The organism is Pseudomonas sp. H2_A10, assembly GCF_054680085.1.
Map to the genome: position 1 here is coordinate 2623200 of NZ_CP162821.1, position 19798 is coordinate 2642997.

The following is a 19798-nucleotide window of genomic DNA, read 5'->3' on the forward strand; positions in this document are numbered from 1 at the left end:
GTAAAAGTGGGTGTTTGCGGGGGTCTAAACCCTTGAATTACAAGGGGTGGCACCGCGCCAGTAAAAAAAATCAAAAAAACCCTCAAGCAACCGGCTACCACGACGATAACTATTACGTAGGTTCTCTAGGCCACACCCGGCGGTTGCCAGGGCCGGAAGCCGCAGCATCCAATCAACGAGGATTTCGTCATGGCATTATCAGTAAACACCAACATCACTTCCCTGGGTGTCCAGAAGAACCTGAACAAAGCTTCCGACGCTCTGAGCCAGTCGATGAACCGTCTGTCCTCCGGCCTGAAAATCAACAGCGCCAAAGACGACGCTGCCGGCATGCAGATCGCCAACCGTCTGAACAACCAGGTCAAAGGCCTGAACGTTGCAATCTCCAACGCCAACAACGGCGTGTCGATTGCCCAGACCGCTGAAGGCGCGATGCAAGAATCCACCAACACCCTGCAGCGTCTGCGTGAACTCGCCCTGCAAGCGGCGAACGGTGATAAAAGCGACGCTGACCGTGTTTCCCTGCAGCAAGAATTCACCGCTAAAGTGGGCGAGCTGAACCGTATCGCCAGCACCACCACCTTCGGTGGTCGTAACCTGCTGGACGGCTCGTTCAACAACGTAGCATTCCAGATCGGCGCCAACGCCAACGAGACTATCTCGTTCGGTATGACCGATATCAGCTCGACTGCGCTGAAGGGTAACTACAAAGAAGCTGCCGTAAACGGCGCTGCAATGACTGGCCTAGCTGCTACCGCTACTGGTTCGGTTGTTGGCGATAAGGCAACTGTTACAGGTTCCGCCGCTGCGACTGCACTTGCTGCTGGTGATGCAATTACCATTAACGGTACTTCAATCACTCTGGCCACTGGTGCAGTTGCTGCTGGTGCAGCTGCTGGTACCGCTGCTGTCGCCGCTATCAACGCACAAACAGCAACCACTGGCGTTACCGCAAGCACAACCGCTGCAGGCATTGTCTCTCTGTCTTCCAGCAGTGCAATCACCATTGGTGCCACCCCAGCTACCGGTCCTACCGCTCTGGGCATGACAGCTGGTACTACCGCTGCCGCTACCCCGACCACTCTGGCTGCTGCCGGTTCGGTTTCTGTAAATGGCAACAACGTGACTTGGGCTGCGAACGCTACCATCGCCAGCGTCGTAACAAGCCTGACAACCGCTGCCGGTACTGGTGGTACTGCATCGTTCACCAACGGTCGTTTCCAGGTGACCTCTGGTCAGGGCGCTGACATCAAGCTGGCCAACAACACCAGCGGTTCTCTGTCGCAGTTGGGTCTGTCCGCCGGTACTACTCAGGCCAAGTTGACCGCAGATACCTCGATCAGCCTCAACGGTGTTGAAGTCAAGTTCAAGAAAGGCGATACCGCTGACGCGATCGTTTCTTCGATCAACAGCGCCAGCACCGGTGTTCAAGCCAGCAAAAACGCTGACGGCACTCTGAACTTGTTCGCTGACAAAGACATTACCGTTAAAGACGGCAGCGCAGGTACTGGCCTGGCTGCACTGGGTCTGACCACTGTCGCTGCTGCCGGCACCAAGGCTGCTGTGACCATGGAAACCACCGTTTCCGACCTGAACATCCTGACTGCCGCTTCTTCGCAGCAGGCTATCCAGGCTCTGGACGACGCCATGCAGCAGATCGACAGCCAGCGTTCGCAGCTGGGTGCCGTACAAAACCGCTTCGCCAGCACCGTGGCCAACCTGCAGAGCATTTCGCAGAACTCCTCCGCTGCCAAAGGCCGCGTAGAAGACGCTGACTTTGCTTCTGAAGCTGCTGAACTGACCAAGCAACAAACCCTGCAACAGGCTTCCACTGCGATCCTGTCCCAGGCCAACCAACTGCCATCCTCTGTTCTGAAGCTGCTTCAGTAATAGGCGGTAGCGGTTAAATAACGGGAGGGTGCGTTTAACAACGTGCCCTTCCGTTTTTTCAGTTTGGAGGTGGTGACATGGACATGAGCATCAAGCTGAACACGCCTTACCTCTCTGGCACAGTCCAGCCCAGCGCCACACCCGTGGTCGCTCAGGCCAAGCCTGCAGCCAGCATTGAGCCAGTCCAAGGCGAAGAGCCACAGCGCGTTGCGCTGGAAAAAGCGGTAACCGATATACGTGAGTTTGTGCAGGCTTCACAGCGCAACCTGGATTTTTCCATCGATGACTCCACCGGCAAAGTGGTCGTCAAGGTGATCGCCACTGACAGTGGTGAAGTAATTCGACAGATTCCATCGGAAACTGCGCTGAAGTTGGCGCAGAACCTGAGCGATGCCAGCAGCCTGTTGTTTGACAGCAAGGCTTGAGTTGGCACGAAACATGTTTCTGATTGCGGTCAGGGCGCGCTCGCGCCAAAAAAACGGCCGCTGCAGAACAAGGAGAATGGCAAATGGCTAGTTCAACGATTTCCGGCCCAGGTTCGGGCTATGACACCCAGGCTATCGTCAAGGCATTGGTGGGGGCTGAACAGGCACCCAAGCAAGCTCAGATCACCAGCGAGCAGAAAAAGGCCACCGTGCAGCTGTCTGCGGTTGGTTCGGTCAAGACGGCGCTGGAAGCCTACCAGGCGGCGATCACCAAGTTGAACAATGCCTCGGCCTTCAACGGTCTGGCGGCGACTTCTTCGGAAGAGAAAAACGCTAAGGTCACCCTGACTGACGGTGCGTCCAGCGGCAAATACCGATTGGAAATTGCCAGCCTAGCCACGGCCTCGAAAGTCACTACAGCCGTCAATGCGGACGGCGCATCGGGCAAGGCCAACAGCACGGACGAAGACCAGACGCTGACCATCAACCAGTCGGGCAAGAGCTACGACGTGGTGATTCCGGGCGGCGCGACCTTGCAGCAGGTGCGCGAGTCCATCAATGCCCAGTTCTCGTCCCAGGGCATCAGCGCCAACGTGCTGAGTGACTCCAACGGCGCGCGCCTCGTGTTGACCTCGACCAATATGGGTGAAGGCACCGACATCACCCTGACAGGCGACTCGCAACTGGCTGTCGGTTATGACAAGGGTGCGGCGCCGACTAACGCCAAATACTCCATTGATGGCGTTGCCATGTCATCCACCAGCAACAAGATCACGAATGCCATCAGTGGCGTGACCCTGGATCTGTTGGACACATTCGACATCGCCAAGCCGACGACTATCACCGTGTCCAGTAACACCGACACGCTGAAAACCTCGGTACAGTCTTTCGTTACCGCGTACAACGCGCTGATGACGGCCGTCAACACGCAGACCAAAGTCACCGCGACCGGCGACGCCTCGACCACCACCGCAGGCGCGTTGACCGGCGATGCCTCGATGCGTCAATTGGTGAACAGCCTGCGTTCCGAACTGGTGAGCGGCTCCGGCGCGGGCACCATGACCAGCCTGGCGCAGATGGGGATCACCACTGACCAGAAAACCGGCCTGCTGAGCCTGGACGATACGGCGTGGAACAAGGCGGTGGTCAAGGGCGCTGGCGATATTGCCAAGCTGTTCACAGGCGACACTGGCTTGATCACGCGCATGAACAAGGCGACCAGCAGCTACGTGGGCACCACGGGCACCCTGGCGACCCGTGCCACTGATCTGAATAACAAGTTGACCGACTTGACCAAAGAGACGGACGACCTGACACGGCGTATGGATGCTTTGCAAAAATCCCTGACGGCCAAGTACACCGCCATGGACACCATGATCGCGCAGATCAACTCCAGCAGCTCCAGCATCATGACCACCCTCAACTCACTGAATAATCCGAAGTCGAGCTGATGGGCGGTGCGCCGGCAGGCCCTGCTTCAGGGCCCTGGCGCGTGGTTCTGGATTAAAGTTTTAGCCGCCACGGTCGAAAAACTGGTTAAGCAAACCTATTCGATTGTCGCCAGTAACGAGGTAGCAACATGAACCCGATGAGAGCCCTTCGCCAGTACCAGAAGGTCAATTCCCATGCTCAGGTCTCCGAGGTCAGCCCGCATCGCCTGGTGCAGATGCTGATGGAAGGCGGTCTGGATCGTATGGCGCAGGCCAAGGGGGCGTTGAGTCGCGGTGATATTGCACAAAAAGGGCTGATGCTGGGCAAGGCAATTGAAATTATTTCCGGCCTGCGCGATGGGCTGGAGCCGGAGAAAGCTGAAGATCCGGCAGCCATACAGCGTCTGGATGCGCTGTATAACTACATGGGCAATCGTTTGGTAGAGGCTAATCAGGTCAATGATGCCGACATGATCGACGAAGTCGCCCGTCTGCTGATCACAGTCAAGACCGGCTGGGATGCCATCGCTCCACAATAAGGCGGATCGCCTTGAGGTACGCATCATGAGCCAAGCACTGCAACGCATCGACGAAACCCGCGAAGCCCTGATCGGCGCGCTGGCTGAGCGCAACTGGGAGGCCGTTGGCGAGTTGGACCTGGGATGCCGCGCAGCGATTGATGAGGTGCTCAGTGAGCCACCGGTGGACGAAGCTGCATTGCGCGAGAAGCTAGAGAGCCTGTTGGCGGTTTACCAGCAGTTGCTTGAGGTGACGACGGGCGAGCGCCAGGCGATTTTTGAAGAGATGTCGCAGATCAACCAAGCGAAGAATGCGTCAAAGGTCTACCATCTTTTCGGCTGAGCAGACGCAGTTAATCCAACCGGCGCGTCATAAATTTGACCGTGCCAGCTTTTTTGACTTAACTAGTGCTGTTTTCAGAGTTCAGACGTCTATAGAGTACGAAGTCCTACAGCCGTCTCGATTGCCCTTACACCGGGCAGGAAGTTTTACTAGGGAAGTTGCTATTGCATGTGGCGTGAAACCAAAATTCTGCTGATTGATGACGATAGCGTCCGTCGCCGCGACTTGGCGGTGATTTTAAATTTTCTTGGCGAAGAAAATTTGCCCTGCGGTAGCCATGATTGGCAGCAGGCTGCGAGCTCATTGTCATCGAGCCGTGAAGTCATTTGTGTACTGATCGGGACGGTAAATGCTCCTGGCGCTGTTTTGGGCTTGTTAAAGACACTGTCTACCTGGGATGAGTTCCTTCCGGTGTTGCTGATCGGCGATATTTCTTCTGTCGAGCTGCCGGAAGACCAGCGCCGCCGTGTGCTTTCCACCCTGGAAATGCCACCCAGCTACAGCAAATTGCTCGATTCCCTGCACCGTGCCCAGGTCTATCGCGAGATGTACGACCAGGCCCGCGAGCGCGGTCGCCACCGCGAACCCAACCTGTTCCGCAGCCTGGTCGGCACCAGCCGTGCCATCCAGCACGTGCGCCAGATGATGCAGCAAGTGGCCGATACCGACGCCAGCGTGCTGATCCTCGGCGAGTCGGGCACCGGCAAGGAAGTGGTCGCGCGCAACCTGCACTACCATTCCAAGCGTCGCGACGGGCCGTTTGTGCCGGTCAACTGCGGGGCGATCCCGGCAGAGTTGCTTGAAAGTGAGTTGTTCGGCCACGAGAAGGGCGCCTTTACCGGGGCGATCACCAGCCGTGCCGGGCGTTTCGAGCTGGCCAACGGCGGCACCCTGTTCCTTGACGAAATCGGCGACATGCCGCTGCCGATGCAGGTCAAGCTGCTGCGCGTGTTGCAGGAACGTACGTTCGAACGCGTGGGCAGCAACAAGACCCAGAGCGTCGACGTGCGCATCATTGCCGCGACCCACAAGAACCTCGAAAGCATGATCGAGGTCGGCAGCTTCCGCGAAGACCTTTACTACCGCCTCAACGTCTTCCCTATCGAGATGGCCCCGCTGCGTGAGCGCGTGGAAGACATCCCGCTGCTGATGAACGAATTGATCTCGCGCATGGAACACGAAAAACGCGGCTCGATTCGCTTCAATTCCGCCGCGATCATGTCCCTGTGCCGTCATGGCTGGCCGGGCAACGTTCGTGAACTGGCCAACCTGGTGGAGCGCATGGCGATCATGCACCCCTACGGTGTGATCGGCGTGGTCGAGTTGCCGAAGAAATTCCGCTATGTCGACGACGAAGACGAGCAAATGGTCGACAGCCTGCGCAGCGACATGGAAGAGCGAGTGGCCATCAATGGCCATGCGCCGGACTTCGCGTCCACCGCCATGCTGCCGCCGGAAGGCCTGGACCTCAAAGACTACCTCGGCAACCTGGAACAAGGCTTGATCCAACAGGCCCTGGACGACGCCAACGGCATCGTCGCCCGTGCCGCCGAGCGCTTGCGCATCCGCCGAACCACCCTGGTGGAGAAGATGCGCAAGTACGGTATGAGCCGTCGCGAAGGTGATGAACAGGCGGATGATTGACGCTTGTTTTTCAACTGACTGATTTATAGCTGGTTTTTTTTAGGCACGGGTATTGCTACAGCCCTCGCAACGTTCCGTTTAACTGACGGTCAGCCAAGCGAGAGAGCATGATGCCCCACGCCGCCCAACTTCCTTCGGCCCCTGCCATCCAGGGGCTGGTTCCGCCTGTAGAACCGCTGGCCCGGCAGGGTCTTGAACACGCGTTCTCGCAGTTCAGCCAGATGTCGAGCCAACTGAGCGATTCCTACAGCCTGCTGGAAGCCCGCGTATCCGAGCTCAAGGGCGAACTGGCGGTGGTCAGCGCCCAGCGCATGGAAGAGCTGGCCGAGAAAGAGCGCCTGGCCAACCGTTTGCAAAACCTGCTGGATTTGTTGCCCGGTGGCGTCATCGTCATCGACGACCAGGGCCGCGTGCGCGAAGCCAACCCGGCAGCCTGCGACCTGCTCGGCCTGCCGCTGGAAGGCGAGCTGTGGCGTCATGTCATCACCCGCTGCTTTGCGCCGCGTGAAGACGACGGCCACGAAATTTCCCTCAAGGACGGGCGCCGCCTGTCTATCGCCACGCGTTCTCTGGATGCCGAGCCCGGTCAGTTGGTGCTGCTCAATGACCTGACTGAAACCCGTCACCTGCAAGACCAACTGGCGCGCCACGAGCGTTTGTCGTCGTTGGGACGCATGGTTGCTTCGTTGGCCCATCAGATCCGCACGCCATTGTCGGCGGCGTTGATCTATGCCAGCCATTTGACCGACGAGCAGTTGCCCGCCGCCACCCACCAACGTTTTGCCGGGCGCCTCAAAGAGCGCCTGCACGAGTTGGAGCATCAGGTGCGCGATATGCTGGTGTTCGCCCGTGGCGAATTGCCGCTGACCGACCGCGTCACCCCCGGCCAGTTGATGCAGGCCCTGCAAGCGGCGGCCTCCACGCATATCCAGGATGCCCACGTGCGCTGGCAATGCGACAGCCACCTTGGTGAGTTGCTGTGCAACCGCGACACCCTGGTGGGCTCGCTGCTCAACCTGATCGAAAACGCCATCCAGGCCAGCGGCCCCGGCGTGCGGCTCAAGGTGCACCTGTACCACCGCGAGCAAACCCTGCGCCTGTGCATCAGCGACAACGGCAGCGGCATTGAGCCGACCGTGTTGCGACGCCTCGGCGAACCCTTTTTTACCACCAAGACCAACGGCACCGGGCTGGGCCTGACCGTGGTCAAGGCCGTGGCGCGTGCCCATCAGGGAGAATTGCAACTGCGTTCCCGTGTCGGGCGTGGCACTTGTGCATTGATGACCTTGCCGCTGTTTTCATGCGCGGCAAGCGCGGAGTAAAAGGAAATGGCTATCAAGGTTCTACTGGTCGAAGACGATCGCGCCCTGCGTGAAGCATTGGCTGACACGCTGCTGCTGGCGGGCCATGACTACCGTGCGGTCGGTTCCGCCGAGGACGCCTTGGAAGCGGTGGAACAAGAGGCCTTCAGCCTGGTGGTCAGCGACGTGAATATGCCCGGCATGGACGGCCATCAGTTGCTGGGCCTGCTGCGCGCGCGCCAGCCGCAACTGCCGGTGTTGCTGATGACCGCCCACGGTGCCGTGGAGCGGGCGGTGGACGCCATGCGCCAAGGCGCGGCGGATTATTTAGTCAAGCCGTTCGAGCCCAAGGCGCTGATCGAACTGGTGGCGCGGCATGCCCTGGGCGTGGTCGCGGCCGGCGAAGGTGAAGGCCCGATTGCGTTCGAGCCGGCCAGCGCGCAATTGCTCGACCTGGCGGCCCGTGTCGCACGCAGTGATTCCACGGTGCTGATTTCCGGCGAGTCGGGTACCGGTAAAGAGGTGCTGGCGCGGTATATCCACCAGCAATCGACCCGCGCCACGCAACCGTTTATCGCCATCAACTGCGCGGCGATCCCCGACAACATGCTCGAAGCCACGTTGTTCGGTCACGAAAAGGGCTCGTTCACCGGTGCCATCGCGTCCCAGGCGGGCAAGTTCGAACAGGCCGACGGCGGCACCCTGCTGCTCGATGAAATTTCGGAAATGCCCCTGGGCCTGCAAGCCAAGCTGCTGCGGGTGTTGCAGGAGCGCGAAGTGGAGCGGGTGGGCGCGCGCAAGCCGATCCAATTGGATATCCGGGTGATCGCTACCACCAACCGCGACCTTGCCGGCGAAGTGGCGGCGGGGCGTTTCCGTGAAGACCTGTTCTACCGGCTCTCGGTATTTCCGCTGGCCTGGCGCCCGCTGCGCGAGCGTCCGGCGGACATCCTCCCGCTGGCCGAGCGCCTGCTGAATAACCACGTCAAAAAAATGAAGCACGCCCAGGCACGGCTGTCGGCCGAGGCCCAGGCGTGCCTGGTCGGTTACCCATGGCCCGGCAACGTGCGTGAACTGGACAACGCCATCCAGCGTGCGTTGATCCTGCAGCAGGGCGGCCTGATCCAGCCCCAGGATTTTTGCCTGGCCATGGGCAGCGGCGCCGCGCCGCTGCCCACGTTGGCCGCCGCGCCGGTGGTTGCCGAGGCGGAGTCTGCCGGTGCCCTGGGCGACGACCTGCGCCGTCGCGAGTTCCAGATGATCATCGACACCCTGCGCGCCGAGCGCGGCCGCCGCAAAGAGGCGGCTGAACGCCTGGGTATCAGCCCGCGCACCCTGCGCTACAAGCTGGCGCAAATGCGTGATGCCGGGATGGATGTGGAGGCGTATCTGTTTGCCACCTGACTTCGCCCTATAGCCATTGGTCTCTACACAACGTTGGCGTGGGTTTGAACCTGTGGCGGTTCGGGCGCAGACGACTATCTAACTGATGCCCCGCGACTAAAAATGTGGGAGGGGGCTTGCCCCCGATGGCGGCGTGTCAGGCGACTATTTTTTGGATCTGACCGAGTACATATCCGTTTCTGCGGTAACGGCGGCTATTGGTTCCGCTTTTACAGCGGGTCACTTTTGGAAAAGAGCCCCAAAAGTAACCAAAAGGGCTCTTGCCCCAACACTCGGCCCCTCGCTTAGGCTCGGTGTGCCCGAACCTGCGTTCGCCCAGCGTGTTTGACGGGGCGCCTTAGATCAAGATCAAAAGCCAGAGCAACAGCCTGCAGTCGTGTAGATACCCATGCCTATAGCCGGTAACAATTTGGACAAGCTTTGTCGCCTTTTCTTACGAGCTGATAGGAATCTGGCACCCTTGTTGCTACCTCCCCAGGTAAGTACGGCGTAGCGTCAAAAAAATACGGGTTGTCGGAGAGAGAAAGGTCATGAGCCAGGGTATTGAGTTCAATCGGTTGATGTTGGATATGCGCTCCATGCAGATGGATGCCATGGCTCAACCGAAATCCGTCGCGCCAGCGCCGGAATTGGGCCAAAGCAGCTTTGCCGACATGCTCGGCCAGGCGATCAACAAAGTCAGTGATACCCAGCAAGCCTCCAGCCAGTTGGCCAATGCGTTCGAGATCGGCAAAAGTGGCGTGGACCTGACCGATGTGATGGTTGCCTCGCAAAAGGCCAGCGTCTCCTTCCAGGCCCTGACCCAAGTGCGCAACAAGCTGGTTCAGGCCTATCAAGACATCATGCAGATGCCGGTTTAAGGGCGAGATTTAAATCATGGCAGAAGCAGTCTCCGACAACGTCCCCGCCAAGGCAGACGGCAAACCGCCGCTGTTTGGCCTGTCGTTCCTGGAAAACCTCTCGGAAATGACCATGTTGCGTCAGGTGGGCCTGTTGGTCGGCCTGGCTGCCAGCGTGGCGATTGGTTTTGCCGTGGTGTTGTGGTCGCAGCAACCCGATTACCGGCCGCTGTACGGCAGCCTGGCGGGCATGGATTCCAAGCAGATCATGGAAACCCTGGCCGCCGCCGACATCGCTTATACCGTGGAGCCCAACTCCGGCGCGCTGCTGGTCAAGGCCGATGACGTGGCCCGCGCGCGCATGAAGCTCGCCGCCGCCGGCGTGACCCCGTCCGACAGCAACATCGGTTTTGAGATCCTCGACAAGGACCAGGGCCTGGGTACCAGCCAGTTCATGGAAGCCACCCGCTACCGTCGTGGCCTGGAAGGCGAGTTGGCGCGCACCATTTCCAGCTTGAACAACGTCAAGGGTGCCCGCGTGCACCTGGCCATTCCAAAAAGCTCGGTGTTTGTGCGCGATGAACGCAAGCCAAGTGCTTCGGTATTGGTCGAGCTGTTTTCCGGCCGCTCCCTGGAGCCTGGCCAGGTCATGGCGATCATCAATCTTGTGGCCACCAGCGTTCCCGAGCTGAGCAAGTCGCAGATCACCGTGGTCGACCAGAAGGGCAACCTGCTGTCCGACCAGGCCGAGAACTCGGCATTGACCATGGCCGGCAAGCAGTTCGACTACAGCCGCCGTATGGAAAGCATGCTCACCCAGCGTGTGCATAACATCTTGCAGCCGGTGCTGGGCAACGACCGCTACAAGGCTGAAGTGTCCGCCGACGTGGACTTCAGCGCGGTCGAGTCGACCTCCGAGCAGTTCAACCCAGACCAGCCGGCCCTGCGCAGTGAGCAGTCCACCAGCGAACAACGTACCGCCAGCAATGGCCCGCAAGGTGTGCCGGGGGCCCTGAGCAACCAGCCACCATCGCCGGCCTCGGCACCGCAAACCACCGGCGGCGCCACAGCCGCTGCGGGCGCGATCCAGCCTGGGCAGCCACTGTTGGACGCCAACGGTCAGCAGATCATGGACCCGGCCACCGGCCAACCGATGCTCGCCCCGTACCCGGCGGACAAGCGGAACCAGTCCACCAAGAACTTCGAACTCGACCGCTCCATCAGCCACACCAAGCAACAACAAGGGCGCGTCAATCGCCTGTCGGTGTCGGTGGTGGTCGATGACCAGGTCAAGGTCAACCCCGCTGACGGCGTGGTCACCCGCGCTCCGTGGAGCGCCGACGAATTGGCGCGCTTCACACGCCTGGTGCAGGACGCCGTTGGTTTCGATGCCAGCCGGGGTGACAGCGTCAGCGTGATCAACATGCCGTTCTCCGCCGAGCGTGGCGAAACCATCGCCGAGCCTGCGTTCTACTCGCAGCCGTGGTTCTGGGACATCGTCAAGCAAGTGCTGGGTGTGTTGTTCATCCTGGTGCTGGTGTTCGGCGTGCTGCGTCCGGTGCTCAATAACATCACCGGCAACGGCAAGAAACAACAACTGGCGGCCTTTGGTGGCGGCGACGTGGAGCTGGGTGGCATGGGCGGCCTGGACGGCGAACTGGCCAACGACCGCGTCAGCCTCGGCGGCCCGCAAAGCATTCTGTTGCCAAGCCCGAGCGAAGGTTACGACGCTCAGTTGAACGCAATCAAAAGTCTGGTGGCAGAAGACCCGGGCCGTGTGGCCCAGGTCGTGAAAGAGTGGATTAACGCAGATGAGTGATCGAGCCGCAGTTGCCAAACTCTCCCGGGTCGACAAAGCCGCAGTACTGCTGCTGTCGCTGGGTGAAACCGACGCCGCCCAAGTGCTGCGCCACATGGGCCCCAAAGAGGTCCAGCGCGTGGGCGTGGCCATGGCGCAGATGCGCAATGTGCACCGTGAGCAAGTCGAACAGGTGATGAGCGAGTTCGTCGAGATCGTCGGCGACCAGACCAGCCTGGGCGTCGGTTCCGACAGCTACATCCGCAAGATGCTCACCTCGGCCCTGGGCGAAGACAAAGCCAACGGCCTGATCGACCGCATCCTGTTGGGCGGCAACACCAGCGGCCTGGACAGCCTCAAGTGGATGGAGCCGCGCGCCGTCGCCGACGTGATCCGCTACGAGCACCCGCAAATCCAGGCGATCGTGGTGGCGTACCTCGACCCCGACCAGGCCGGTGAAGTGCTCGGCCACTTCGACCATAAGGTGCGCCTGGACATCATCCTGCGCGTGTCATCGCTGAACACCGTACAGCCGGCGGCCTTGAAAGAATTGAACACGATTCTGGAAAAGCAGTTCTCCGGCAACTCGAACGCCTCGCGCACCACCCTGGGTGGTATCAAGCGCGCGGCCGACATCATGAACTTCCTCGACAGCTCGGTCGAAGGCCAGTTGATGGACTCGATCCGCGAGATCGACGACACCCTGTCCGGCCAGATCGAAGACCTGATGTTCGTGTTCAACAACCTCTCCGATGTCGACGACCGTGGCATCCAGGCGTTGCTGCGCGAAGTGTCCTCCGACGTGCTGGTATTGGCCCTCAAGGGGTCCGACGAAGGCGTCAAGGAGAAGATCTTCAAGAACATGTCCAAACGTGCTTCCGAGCTGCTGCGCGACGACCTCGAGGCCAAGGGGCCGGTGCGTGTCAGCGACGTGGAAACCGCGCAGAAAGAAATCCTCACCATTGCCCGCCGTATGGCCGAAGCCGGAGAAATCGTTCTCGGTGGGAAGGGCGGCGAAGAAATGATCTAAGGCGCCACGCATGTCGAACAAAGATGAGGCGCCCAGCGATCTGATTCGCGCACGGGATGTCGGTGGGTTCGACATCTGGTCGTTGCCCAGTTTCGACCCGCATGTGCCGGAGCCCGAGCCGGAACCGGTGGTCGAACTGCCGGTGGAAATGGAAGAAGTGCCGCTGGAAGAAGTCCAGCCACTGACCCTGGAAGAGTTGGAAAGCATCCGTCAGGAGGCCTACAACGAAGGCTTCGCCGCCGGTGAGAAAGACGGCTTTCGCAGCACCACCCTCAAAGTGCGCCAGGAAGCCGAGGCGGCGTTGAGCGTCAAGCTGGGCAGCCTGGAGCGCTTGATGGGCGGGCTGTTCGAGCCCATCGCCGAGCAGGACTCGCAGATCGAAAAAGCCATGGTGCGCCTGGTGGAGCACATCGCCCGTCAAGTGATCCAGCGCGAACTGGTGCTGGACTCCAGCCATATTGAAAGCGTGATGCGCGAGGCCCTCAAGCTGCTGCCCCTGGGCGTCGGCAATGTGCGCTTGTACATCAACCCGCAGGATTTCGAGCAGGTCAAAGCCCTGCGCGAGCGCCATGAAGAAACCTGGCGCATCGTCGAAGATGCGGCCTTGCAGCCCGGTGGATGCCGGGTCGAGACCGAACACAGCCGCATCGATGCCACGGTGGAAACCCGCATCAGTCAGATCATGGCCAAGCTGTTGGACCAACAGCACGAGCAAGCGCTGAACCCGGCCGAACCCGACCTGAGCGTGGACCTGGACGCCGCCGATGCGCCTTGATCGCACCAGCTTCGCCAAGCGCCTGGGCGGCTACGTCGAGGCCACCGAGTTGCCCGGCCAGCCGATCCTCGAAGGGCGTCTGTTGCGCATGGTCGGCCTGACGCTCGAAGCCGAAGGCCTGCGTGCCGCCATGGGCAGCCGCTGCATGGTGATCAACGACGACAGCTACCACCCGGTGCAGGTGGAGGCTGAAGTGATGGGCTTCTCCGGCAACAAGATTTTCCTGATGCCGGTCGGCAGCCTGGCGGGCATCGCCCCCGGTGCGCGTGTAGTGCCACTGGCCGATACCGGCCGCCTGCCCATGGGCATGAGCATGCTCGGCCGTGTGCTCGACGGTGCCGGCCGCGCGCTGGACGGCAAGGGCGGCATGAAGGCCGAAGATTGGGTGCCGATGGACGGGCCGACCATCAACCCCCTCAACCGTAACCCCATCAGCGTGCCGCTGGACGTGGGTATTCGCAGCATCAACGGTTTATTGACGGTCGGCCGTGGCCAGCGTCTGGGCCTGTTCGCCGGTACCGGCGTGGGTAAGTCGGTGTTGCTGGGCATGATGACCCGCTTTACCGAGGCCGACATCATCGTGGTCGGGCTGATCGGCGAGCGGGGTAGGGAAGTCAAGGAGTTCATCGAGCACAGCCTCGGTGAAGAAGGCCTCAAGCGCTCGGTGGTGGTCGCCTCGCCTGCGGACGATGCGCCGCTGATGCGCTTGCGCGCTGCCATGTACTGCACGCGCATTGCCGAATATTTTCGCGACAAGGGCAAGAACGTCCTGTTGCTGATGGACTCGCTCACGCGTTTCGCCCAGGCCCAGCGGGAAATCGCCCTGGCCATCGGCGAGCCGCCCGCCACCAAAGGCTACCCGCCGTCGGTGTTCGCCAAGCTGCCCAAGCTGGTGGAGCGTGCCGGTAACGCCGAGGCCGGTGGCGGTTCGATCACCGCGTTCTATACCGTTTTGTCCGAAGGCGACGACCAGCAGGACCCGATTGCCGACTCGGCGCGGGGCGTGCTCGACGGCCACATCGTGCTGTCGCGGCGCCTGGCGGAGGAAGGGCACTACCCGGCCATTGATATCGAAGCGTCCATCAGCCGGGTGATGCCGGCGGTGGTCACGCCCGAGCATATGACCCGCGCGCAGCAGTTCAAGCAGCTGTGGTCGCGCTATCAACAGAGTCGTGACCTGATCAGCGTCGGTGCCTACGTGGCCGGTGGTGATCGCGACACCGACCTGGCGATCGCCCTGCAGCCGCAGTTGGTGACCTACCTGCGCCAGGGCCTCAATGACAAGATCAGCATGGGTGAAAGCGAAGCGCATTTGCAGTCCATTTTTGCCCCTGCGCCAGGCGGCTAAGCCATGGCCAACAGCCGCGCCGCGCGCCTGGCTCCCGTGGTGGAGATGGCCGAAAAGGCCGAGAAAACCGCGGTTCAGCGCCTGGGTTACTTCCAAGGCCAGGTACGCCTGGCCGAAAGCAAGCTGGGCGACCTGGAGCGCTTTCGCAGCGAGTACCAGCAGCAATGGATCGAACGCGGCACAAAGGGCGTGTCGGGCCAGTGGTTGATGGGCTACCAGGGCTTTCTCAACCAGTTGGAAACGGCGGTCGCCCAGCAGCGCCAGAGCCTGGCCTGGCATCAGAACAATCTCGATAAAGCCCGCGAAAGCTGGCAAGCGGCGTTTGCCAGGGTCGAGGGGCTGCGCAAGCTGGTGCAGCGCTATATCGACGAGGCGCGAGCGCTGGAAGACAAGCGCGAGCAAAAACTGCTCGACGAATTATCACAACGCCTTCCGCGCCAACAACAGTTCTAACTACGCCCGGCAGGAAAAAATGTGGGGGCTTGCTCCCACATTTGATTTGTTGTGTTGCCCACTTCCGGTTCACCTGCTAAACCTTGTGTGTATCTCAATGACAAGGAAGCTGTCATATGTCAGTCGAGTCAGAAGTATCCCTGGATGGGAAGAAGTTGACGATTGCAATCAAGGGCCGGTTCGATTTCGGCAGTCACCGGGCGTTTCGAGATTCATATGAGCGTTTCTACAAGGTTCCCGAGACTTACATCGTCGACCTGAAAGAAACCACCTACATGGACAGCTCGGCCCTGGGCATGCTCCTGCTGTTGCGCGACCACGCGGGCGGTGACGACGCGGAAGTCAGGGTTATCAACACCCACTCCGACGTGCGCAAGATCCTCGCCATCTCCAACTTCGACAAGCTGTTCGATATCAATTGAGAGTCCTGGCCCCAGTCTCCGAGCCGCTGAGCATTCTGATCGCCGAAGACAGCGCGGCCGACCTGTTGCTGCTGTCGACTATCGTGCGGCGCCAGGGTCACCACGTGCTCACCGCCACCAACGGCGAGGAAGCCGTGGAAGTCTTTGCCCGCGCGCGTCCGCACCTGGTGCTGATGGACGCCATGATGCCGGTGATGGACGGTTTTATCGCCGCGCGATGGATCAAGCAGTTGGCGGGTGAAGCGCTGGTCCCGATTATTTTTCTGACCTCTCTGAGCGAAAGCGCCGACCTCGCCGAATGCCTGGATGCGGGTGGCGATGATTTCCTGCCCAAGCCCTACAACGCATTGATCCTGGCGGCCAAGATCAATGCCATGGACCGCCTGCGCCGCCTGCAAGCCACGGTGCTGGAGCAGCGCGACCTGATCGCCAAGCACAATGATTACCTGCTGCACGAGCAGCGGGTGGCCAAGGCGGTGTTCGACAAGGTCGCGCATTCGGGCTGTATCAACGCCGCGCCGAATATCCGCTATCTGCAATCGCCCTATGCGCTGTTCAACGGTGATTTATTGCTGGCGGCCTACACGCCGTCCGGCGATATGCACGTGCTGCTCGGCGACTTCACCGGGCACGGCCTGCCGGCGGCGGTGGGCGCCATGCCCCTGGCCGAAGTGTTCTATGGCATGACCGCCAAAGGCTATGGCCTGGCGCAAACCCTGCGGGAGATGAACGCCAAGCTCAAACGCATCCTGCCGGTGGACATGTTCTGCTGCGCCACGCTGCTGTGCCTGAGCACCCAGCGGCGCGTGGTCGAGGTGTGGAACGGCGGCATGCCCGACGGCTATGTGCATGAAGTGGCCAGCGGCAAACGCACGCCGCTGCAATCGCGGCATTTGCCCTTGGGGGTGCTGTCGCCGCAAGCGTTCGATGACCGCACCGAAGTCTGGCCGATGGCGCTTGGCGACCGGGTGTTCCTGCTCTCCGACGGCGTACTGGAGACGGCCGATGCCAATGAGCAACTGTTTGGCACGCAGCGTTTGCATCAGGTGTTCGCCGCCAACCGCGAGCCGGACCGCCTGTTCGAAGATATCGAACAGGCGCTGGCCGCGTTTCGTGGTGAGGCGCGCGATGACGTAAGCATGGTGGAAATCACCCTGGAGCCCGGCCCGGCGGTGCGCGTGACGGGGCCGCTGTATGCCGACAGCGGCCAGTCGTGCCCGCTGGATTGGTCGGTGGATTTCGAGTTCAGGGCCGACACCCTCAAGCGCTACAACCCGTTGCCTTATCTGCTGCAGCTGTTGCTGGAGATCCATGGCCTGCGCGAGCAGAGCGGGGCGCTCTATAGCGTGATGGCCGAGTTGTATTCCAACGCCCTGGAGCATGGCGTGCTTGGCCTGGACTCGCGGCTCAAACGCGATGCCGAGGGTTTCGCCGAGTACTACCGCCAGCGCAATGACCGCCTGGCGCAGTTGAGCGATGGGTACGTGCGGGTGCGCATCCACGTGGTGCCGACCGCGACGGGCGGCAAAATGACCCTGTGCCTGGAGGACAGCGGCGCGGGGTTCGACGTGGAGCAGGTGCTGGCCCGACCGTTGGATACGGACCGCCTGTCCGGCCGGGGCTTGAGCCTGGTGCGCCAATTGAGCAGCGATGTAGGCTGGTCTGACGGTGGGCGCAGCGTCTGCGTAGAGTTTTGCTGGGAGGCTCTGGCATAATCCGCCGATTCTTGATCAAGGAGCGAGCAAGTGGCTGAGGTTCATTTGGACCCGCAGGTGTTGTCGGGTTTGCAGGAAGTCATGGAAAGTGAGTATCCCAAGCTGCTCGACACCTTTCTTGACGACTCCCAGAAACGCGTCGAAGCGCTGCGCAAGGCGCGTGACGATGCCAAGGCGCTGGGGCGGATCGCGCATAGCTTCAAGGGCAGCAGCAGCAACCTGGGGGCGGTGCGGCTGGCCGATCTTTGCCGGCGACTGGAAGACGGGTCGGCCGAACCTGCCCACATAGACTTGGGGAAGCTGGTGAACGAGATTGACCTTGAGTTCGCCCTGGTTCGGCCTTTGTATGAGCGCGAGCGGCAACGGTTTCAGCTGTGATGGCAGGTTAATCGCGAACCTGGCCCGACTCTTGCTCTACCTCCTGATACTGCATCCCCGATCCCCATGCAGTGGAGACCTTTACCTATGCCAGTCGCTCCCAATTCGCTGCTTCAGACTGCCGCCGCGGCCAAACCCCAGGCACCTGCCGCCAACCCGCCGGTGGTGGCCGCGGAGCCACGGGACAAGGGCCCAGGCTTCGCTCAAGTGTTTGCCAGCCAAGGCTCGAAACCGACGGTAAAGGGCGACGATACCCCGACCAAGCCGATGCGCGACAAGACCGCCGATGCCGCCGCCAAACCGGCAGCCGGCAGCGACAAGCCTGCCGCCAGCAAACCGGCGGTTGCCGATAGCGGCAATAGCTTGCCTGCCAAGCCGGCGGCCACCTCCGATGACAGCGCCAGTACGGATGAGGCGGCGCCGGTTGACCCGACCCTGGCGCAACAGCCTGCGGTTGACCCGGTGGTCGATCCGGCGTTGGTAGCCACCGTCACCCCGGTGGCGGTACCGGTTCCCGTCGAGACGCCGGCACCCGCCGCTGCGCCGACTGATCCCAAGGCGCAGGTTGCCGCGCCGATCACGGCCACCGATGAGATCAAGCCCGCCTTCGACCCCGCGGCCGACCCGCTGGATGCGATGCCGGCCGTGCGCCTGGCGATGGAGCAGGGCGGGCATGTGTCGGCCAGCAGTCAGGCCTCGGCCAAGACTGCGCCGCCGCCCGCCCAGGATCAGCCGACCGCCGCGCAGAATTTCGCCGCCGGCCTGGCCGGCATGGTCGACCAGCAGGCCACCAAGGACAGCACCGACCAGGGCGGCGACAAAGCTTTTACCGGGCTGATCGAAGAGGGCCTCAAGGACCTCAAGGGCGCCAGCAGCGACACCCGTGTCGACGACTTCGCCAATCGCCTGGCGGCACTGACCCAGGCGGCCACGCCGAAAACCGCCAACGCCTTGCCGCCGGTGGCCAACGCACCGTTGGCCATGCACCAGAGCGGCTGGACCGACGAAATCGTCAACCGTGTGATGTACCTGTCCAGCGCCAACCTCAAATCGGCGGAGATCCAATTACAGCCCGCCGAACTCGGACGCCTGGATATCAAAGTCAACATGACCGCCGATCAACAGGCCCAGGTCAACTTCATGAGCGCCCACCCGGTGGTGCGTGAAGCGCTGGAAAGCCAGTCCGGCCGCCTGCGGGAAATGTTCGCGCAGCAGGGCATGGGCCAGGTGGACGTCAACGTTTCCGACCAGTCCCGTGGCCAGGAGCAACAACAACAGCAGGCCCAGACCCGTGGTGTGAGCGGCAGCGGCGGGCGCGGTGGTGATAATGGCGATGGCGGCAACCCCATTGATGTGGCTGAGGCCGTGGCGCCCCTGACCTCAACCGTGATCGGCTCCAGCGCCGTGGACTACTACGCCTGACCTGAGCCTGGCGTAGGACAAAATGTGGGAGGGGGCTTGCCCCCTCCCACATTTGCTTTGGGGTGTGCTTTCGTCTGCGACTTGCCGGACAACTCTGGCATAACACTTGCTCTTGCCTTTGCGTAGATCTATGAATCCCCGAATAGTGACGGATTATTGGCATGGCGAAGAGCGACGACGCAGCAAAAGCACCCGCAGGCAAAGGTAAGCTCAAGCTTATCCTGTTGATAGTCGTGGGCCTGCTCCTGGCCATCGGCGCTTCGGTGGGTGGCACCTGGTACATCATGCACAGCAGTGCAAGCAAACCGGCGCCGGTTGCCGAAACCGCCAGTAACGCCAAGCAACCGGCTATCTTCGAACCGATGCTTCCGGCCTTTGTCGCCAACTTCAACCAGAACGGTCGCCAACGCTATTTGCAGGTGAGCATTACCTTGCTGGCGCGCAACCAGTCGGACCTGGACGCACTCAAGGTGCACATGCCGGTGATCCGCAACAACCTGGTCATGCTGTTCTCCGCCCAGAGCTTCGACACCCTGGCCACTCCGGTGGGCCAGGAAATGCTGCGTCAGAAGGTCACTGCCAGTGTGCAGGAAGTGGCCCAGAAGGAACTCGGCAAAGTCGTGATCGAGCAGGCGCTCTTCACTAACTTCGTATTGCAGTAGG

The 19798-nt window shown here is 61.2% G+C and carries 19 protein-coding genes; all 19 read left to right on the forward strand.

Annotation, left to right across the window (positions count from 1 at the left end; genetic code table 11):
- Nucleotides 1–189: 189 nt before the first annotated feature.
- Nucleotides 190–1890, forward strand: coding sequence for a flagellin N-terminal helical domain-containing protein (locus tag AB4O23_RS12255; protein ID WP_135196173.1), 1701 nt, complete (start codon nucleotides 190–192; stop codon nucleotides 1888–1890).
- 77 nt (nucleotides 1891–1967) lie between these two features.
- Complete coding sequence (locus AB4O23_RS12260; protein ID WP_017527609.1) at nucleotides 1968–2315, forward strand: flagellar protein FlaG; 348 nt, start codon at nucleotides 1968–1970, stop codon at nucleotides 2313–2315.
- An 83-nt stretch (nucleotides 2316–2398) separates the two neighbouring features.
- Entirely contained in the window at nucleotides 2399–3766 is a 1368-nt protein-coding gene (gene fliD, locus AB4O23_RS12265; protein ID WP_017527610.1) for a flagellar filament capping protein FliD, read from the forward strand.
- 128 nt (nucleotides 3767–3894) lie between these two features.
- Entirely contained in the window at nucleotides 3895–4284 is a 390-nt protein-coding gene (gene fliS, locus AB4O23_RS12270; RefSeq protein ID WP_460150499.1) for a flagellar export chaperone FliS, read from the forward strand.
- A gap of 25 nt (nucleotides 4285–4309) precedes the next feature.
- On the forward strand, nucleotides 4310–4606 hold the full coding sequence (gene fliT, locus AB4O23_RS12275; RefSeq protein ID WP_017527612.1) for a flagellar protein FliT: 297 nt from the start codon (nucleotides 4310–4312) through the stop codon (nucleotides 4604–4606).
- Between the two features lie 168 nt (nucleotides 4607–4774).
- A complete protein-coding gene (locus AB4O23_RS12280) occupies nucleotides 4775–6250 on the forward strand; it encodes a sigma-54 dependent transcriptional regulator (RefSeq protein WP_017527613.1) in 1476 nt (491 codons plus the stop codon).
- A gap of 110 nt (nucleotides 6251–6360) precedes the next feature.
- The gene (locus AB4O23_RS12285) at nucleotides 6361–7572 is read left to right on the forward strand and encodes a sensor histidine kinase (protein ID WP_068938087.1); all 1212 of its coding nucleotides are present in this window, start codon (nucleotides 6361–6363) and stop codon (nucleotides 7570–7572) included.
- A gap of 6 nt (nucleotides 7573–7578) precedes the next feature.
- Nucleotides 7579–8955 (forward strand): sigma-54-dependent transcriptional regulator, encoded by a 1377-nt coding sequence (locus AB4O23_RS12290; protein WP_017527615.1) that lies wholly within the window; start codon nucleotides 7579–7581, stop codon nucleotides 8953–8955.
- 530 nt (nucleotides 8956–9485) lie between these two features.
- Nucleotides 9486–9815 (forward strand): flagellar hook-basal body complex protein FliE, encoded by a 330-nt coding sequence (gene fliE / locus AB4O23_RS12295; RefSeq protein ID WP_015885194.1) that lies wholly within the window; start codon nucleotides 9486–9488, stop codon nucleotides 9813–9815.
- A gap of 16 nt (nucleotides 9816–9831) precedes the next feature.
- The gene (gene fliF / locus AB4O23_RS12300; protein WP_017527616.1) at nucleotides 9832–11613 is read left to right on the forward strand and encodes a flagellar basal-body MS-ring/collar protein FliF; all 1782 of its coding nucleotides are present in this window, start codon (nucleotides 9832–9834) and stop codon (nucleotides 11611–11613) included.
- Nucleotides 11606–12622 (forward strand): flagellar motor switch protein FliG, encoded by a 1017-nt coding sequence (gene fliG / locus AB4O23_RS12305; protein ID WP_017527617.1) that lies wholly within the window; start codon nucleotides 11606–11608, stop codon nucleotides 12620–12622. The genes fliF and fliG overlap by 8 nt, the downstream gene beginning before the upstream one ends.
- 10 nt (nucleotides 12623–12632) lie before the next feature.
- Nucleotides 12633–13397 (forward strand): flagellar assembly protein FliH, encoded by a 765-nt coding sequence (fliH, locus tag AB4O23_RS12310; protein WP_065878070.1) that lies wholly within the window; start codon nucleotides 12633–12635, stop codon nucleotides 13395–13397.
- A complete protein-coding gene (fliI, locus tag AB4O23_RS12315; protein ID WP_017527619.1) occupies nucleotides 13387–14745 on the forward strand; it encodes a flagellar protein export ATPase FliI in 1359 nt (452 codons plus the stop codon). The genes fliH and fliI overlap by 11 nt, the downstream gene beginning before the upstream one ends.
- 3 nt (nucleotides 14746–14748) lie before the next feature.
- A complete protein-coding gene (fliJ, locus tag AB4O23_RS12320; protein ID WP_017527620.1) occupies nucleotides 14749–15198 on the forward strand; it encodes a flagellar export protein FliJ in 450 nt (149 codons plus the stop codon).
- A gap of 116 nt (nucleotides 15199–15314) precedes the next feature.
- Nucleotides 15315–15620, forward strand: coding sequence for an STAS domain-containing protein (locus AB4O23_RS12325; RefSeq protein WP_017527621.1), 306 nt, complete (start codon nucleotides 15315–15317; stop codon nucleotides 15618–15620).
- A complete protein-coding gene (locus AB4O23_RS12330) occupies nucleotides 15617–17335 on the forward strand; it encodes an ATP-binding SpoIIE family protein phosphatase (RefSeq protein ID WP_460063361.1) in 1719 nt (572 codons plus the stop codon). Before AB4O23_RS12325 ends, AB4O23_RS12330 begins: the two co-directional genes overlap by 4 nt.
- 30 nt (nucleotides 17336–17365) lie before the next feature.
- The gene (locus AB4O23_RS12335) at nucleotides 17366–17713 is read left to right on the forward strand and encodes an Hpt domain-containing protein (protein WP_065878068.1); all 348 of its coding nucleotides are present in this window, start codon (nucleotides 17366–17368) and stop codon (nucleotides 17711–17713) included.
- Between the two features lie 87 nt (nucleotides 17714–17800).
- Complete coding sequence (locus AB4O23_RS12340) at nucleotides 17801–19135, forward strand: flagellar hook-length control protein FliK (RefSeq protein ID WP_065878066.1); 1335 nt, start codon at nucleotides 17801–17803, stop codon at nucleotides 19133–19135.
- 161 nt (nucleotides 19136–19296) lie between these two features.
- Nucleotides 19297–19797, forward strand: coding sequence for a flagellar basal body-associated protein FliL (gene fliL / locus AB4O23_RS12345; RefSeq protein ID WP_017527625.1), 501 nt, complete (start codon nucleotides 19297–19299; stop codon nucleotides 19795–19797).
- The last annotated feature ends 1 nt before the right edge of the window (nucleotide 19798 follow it).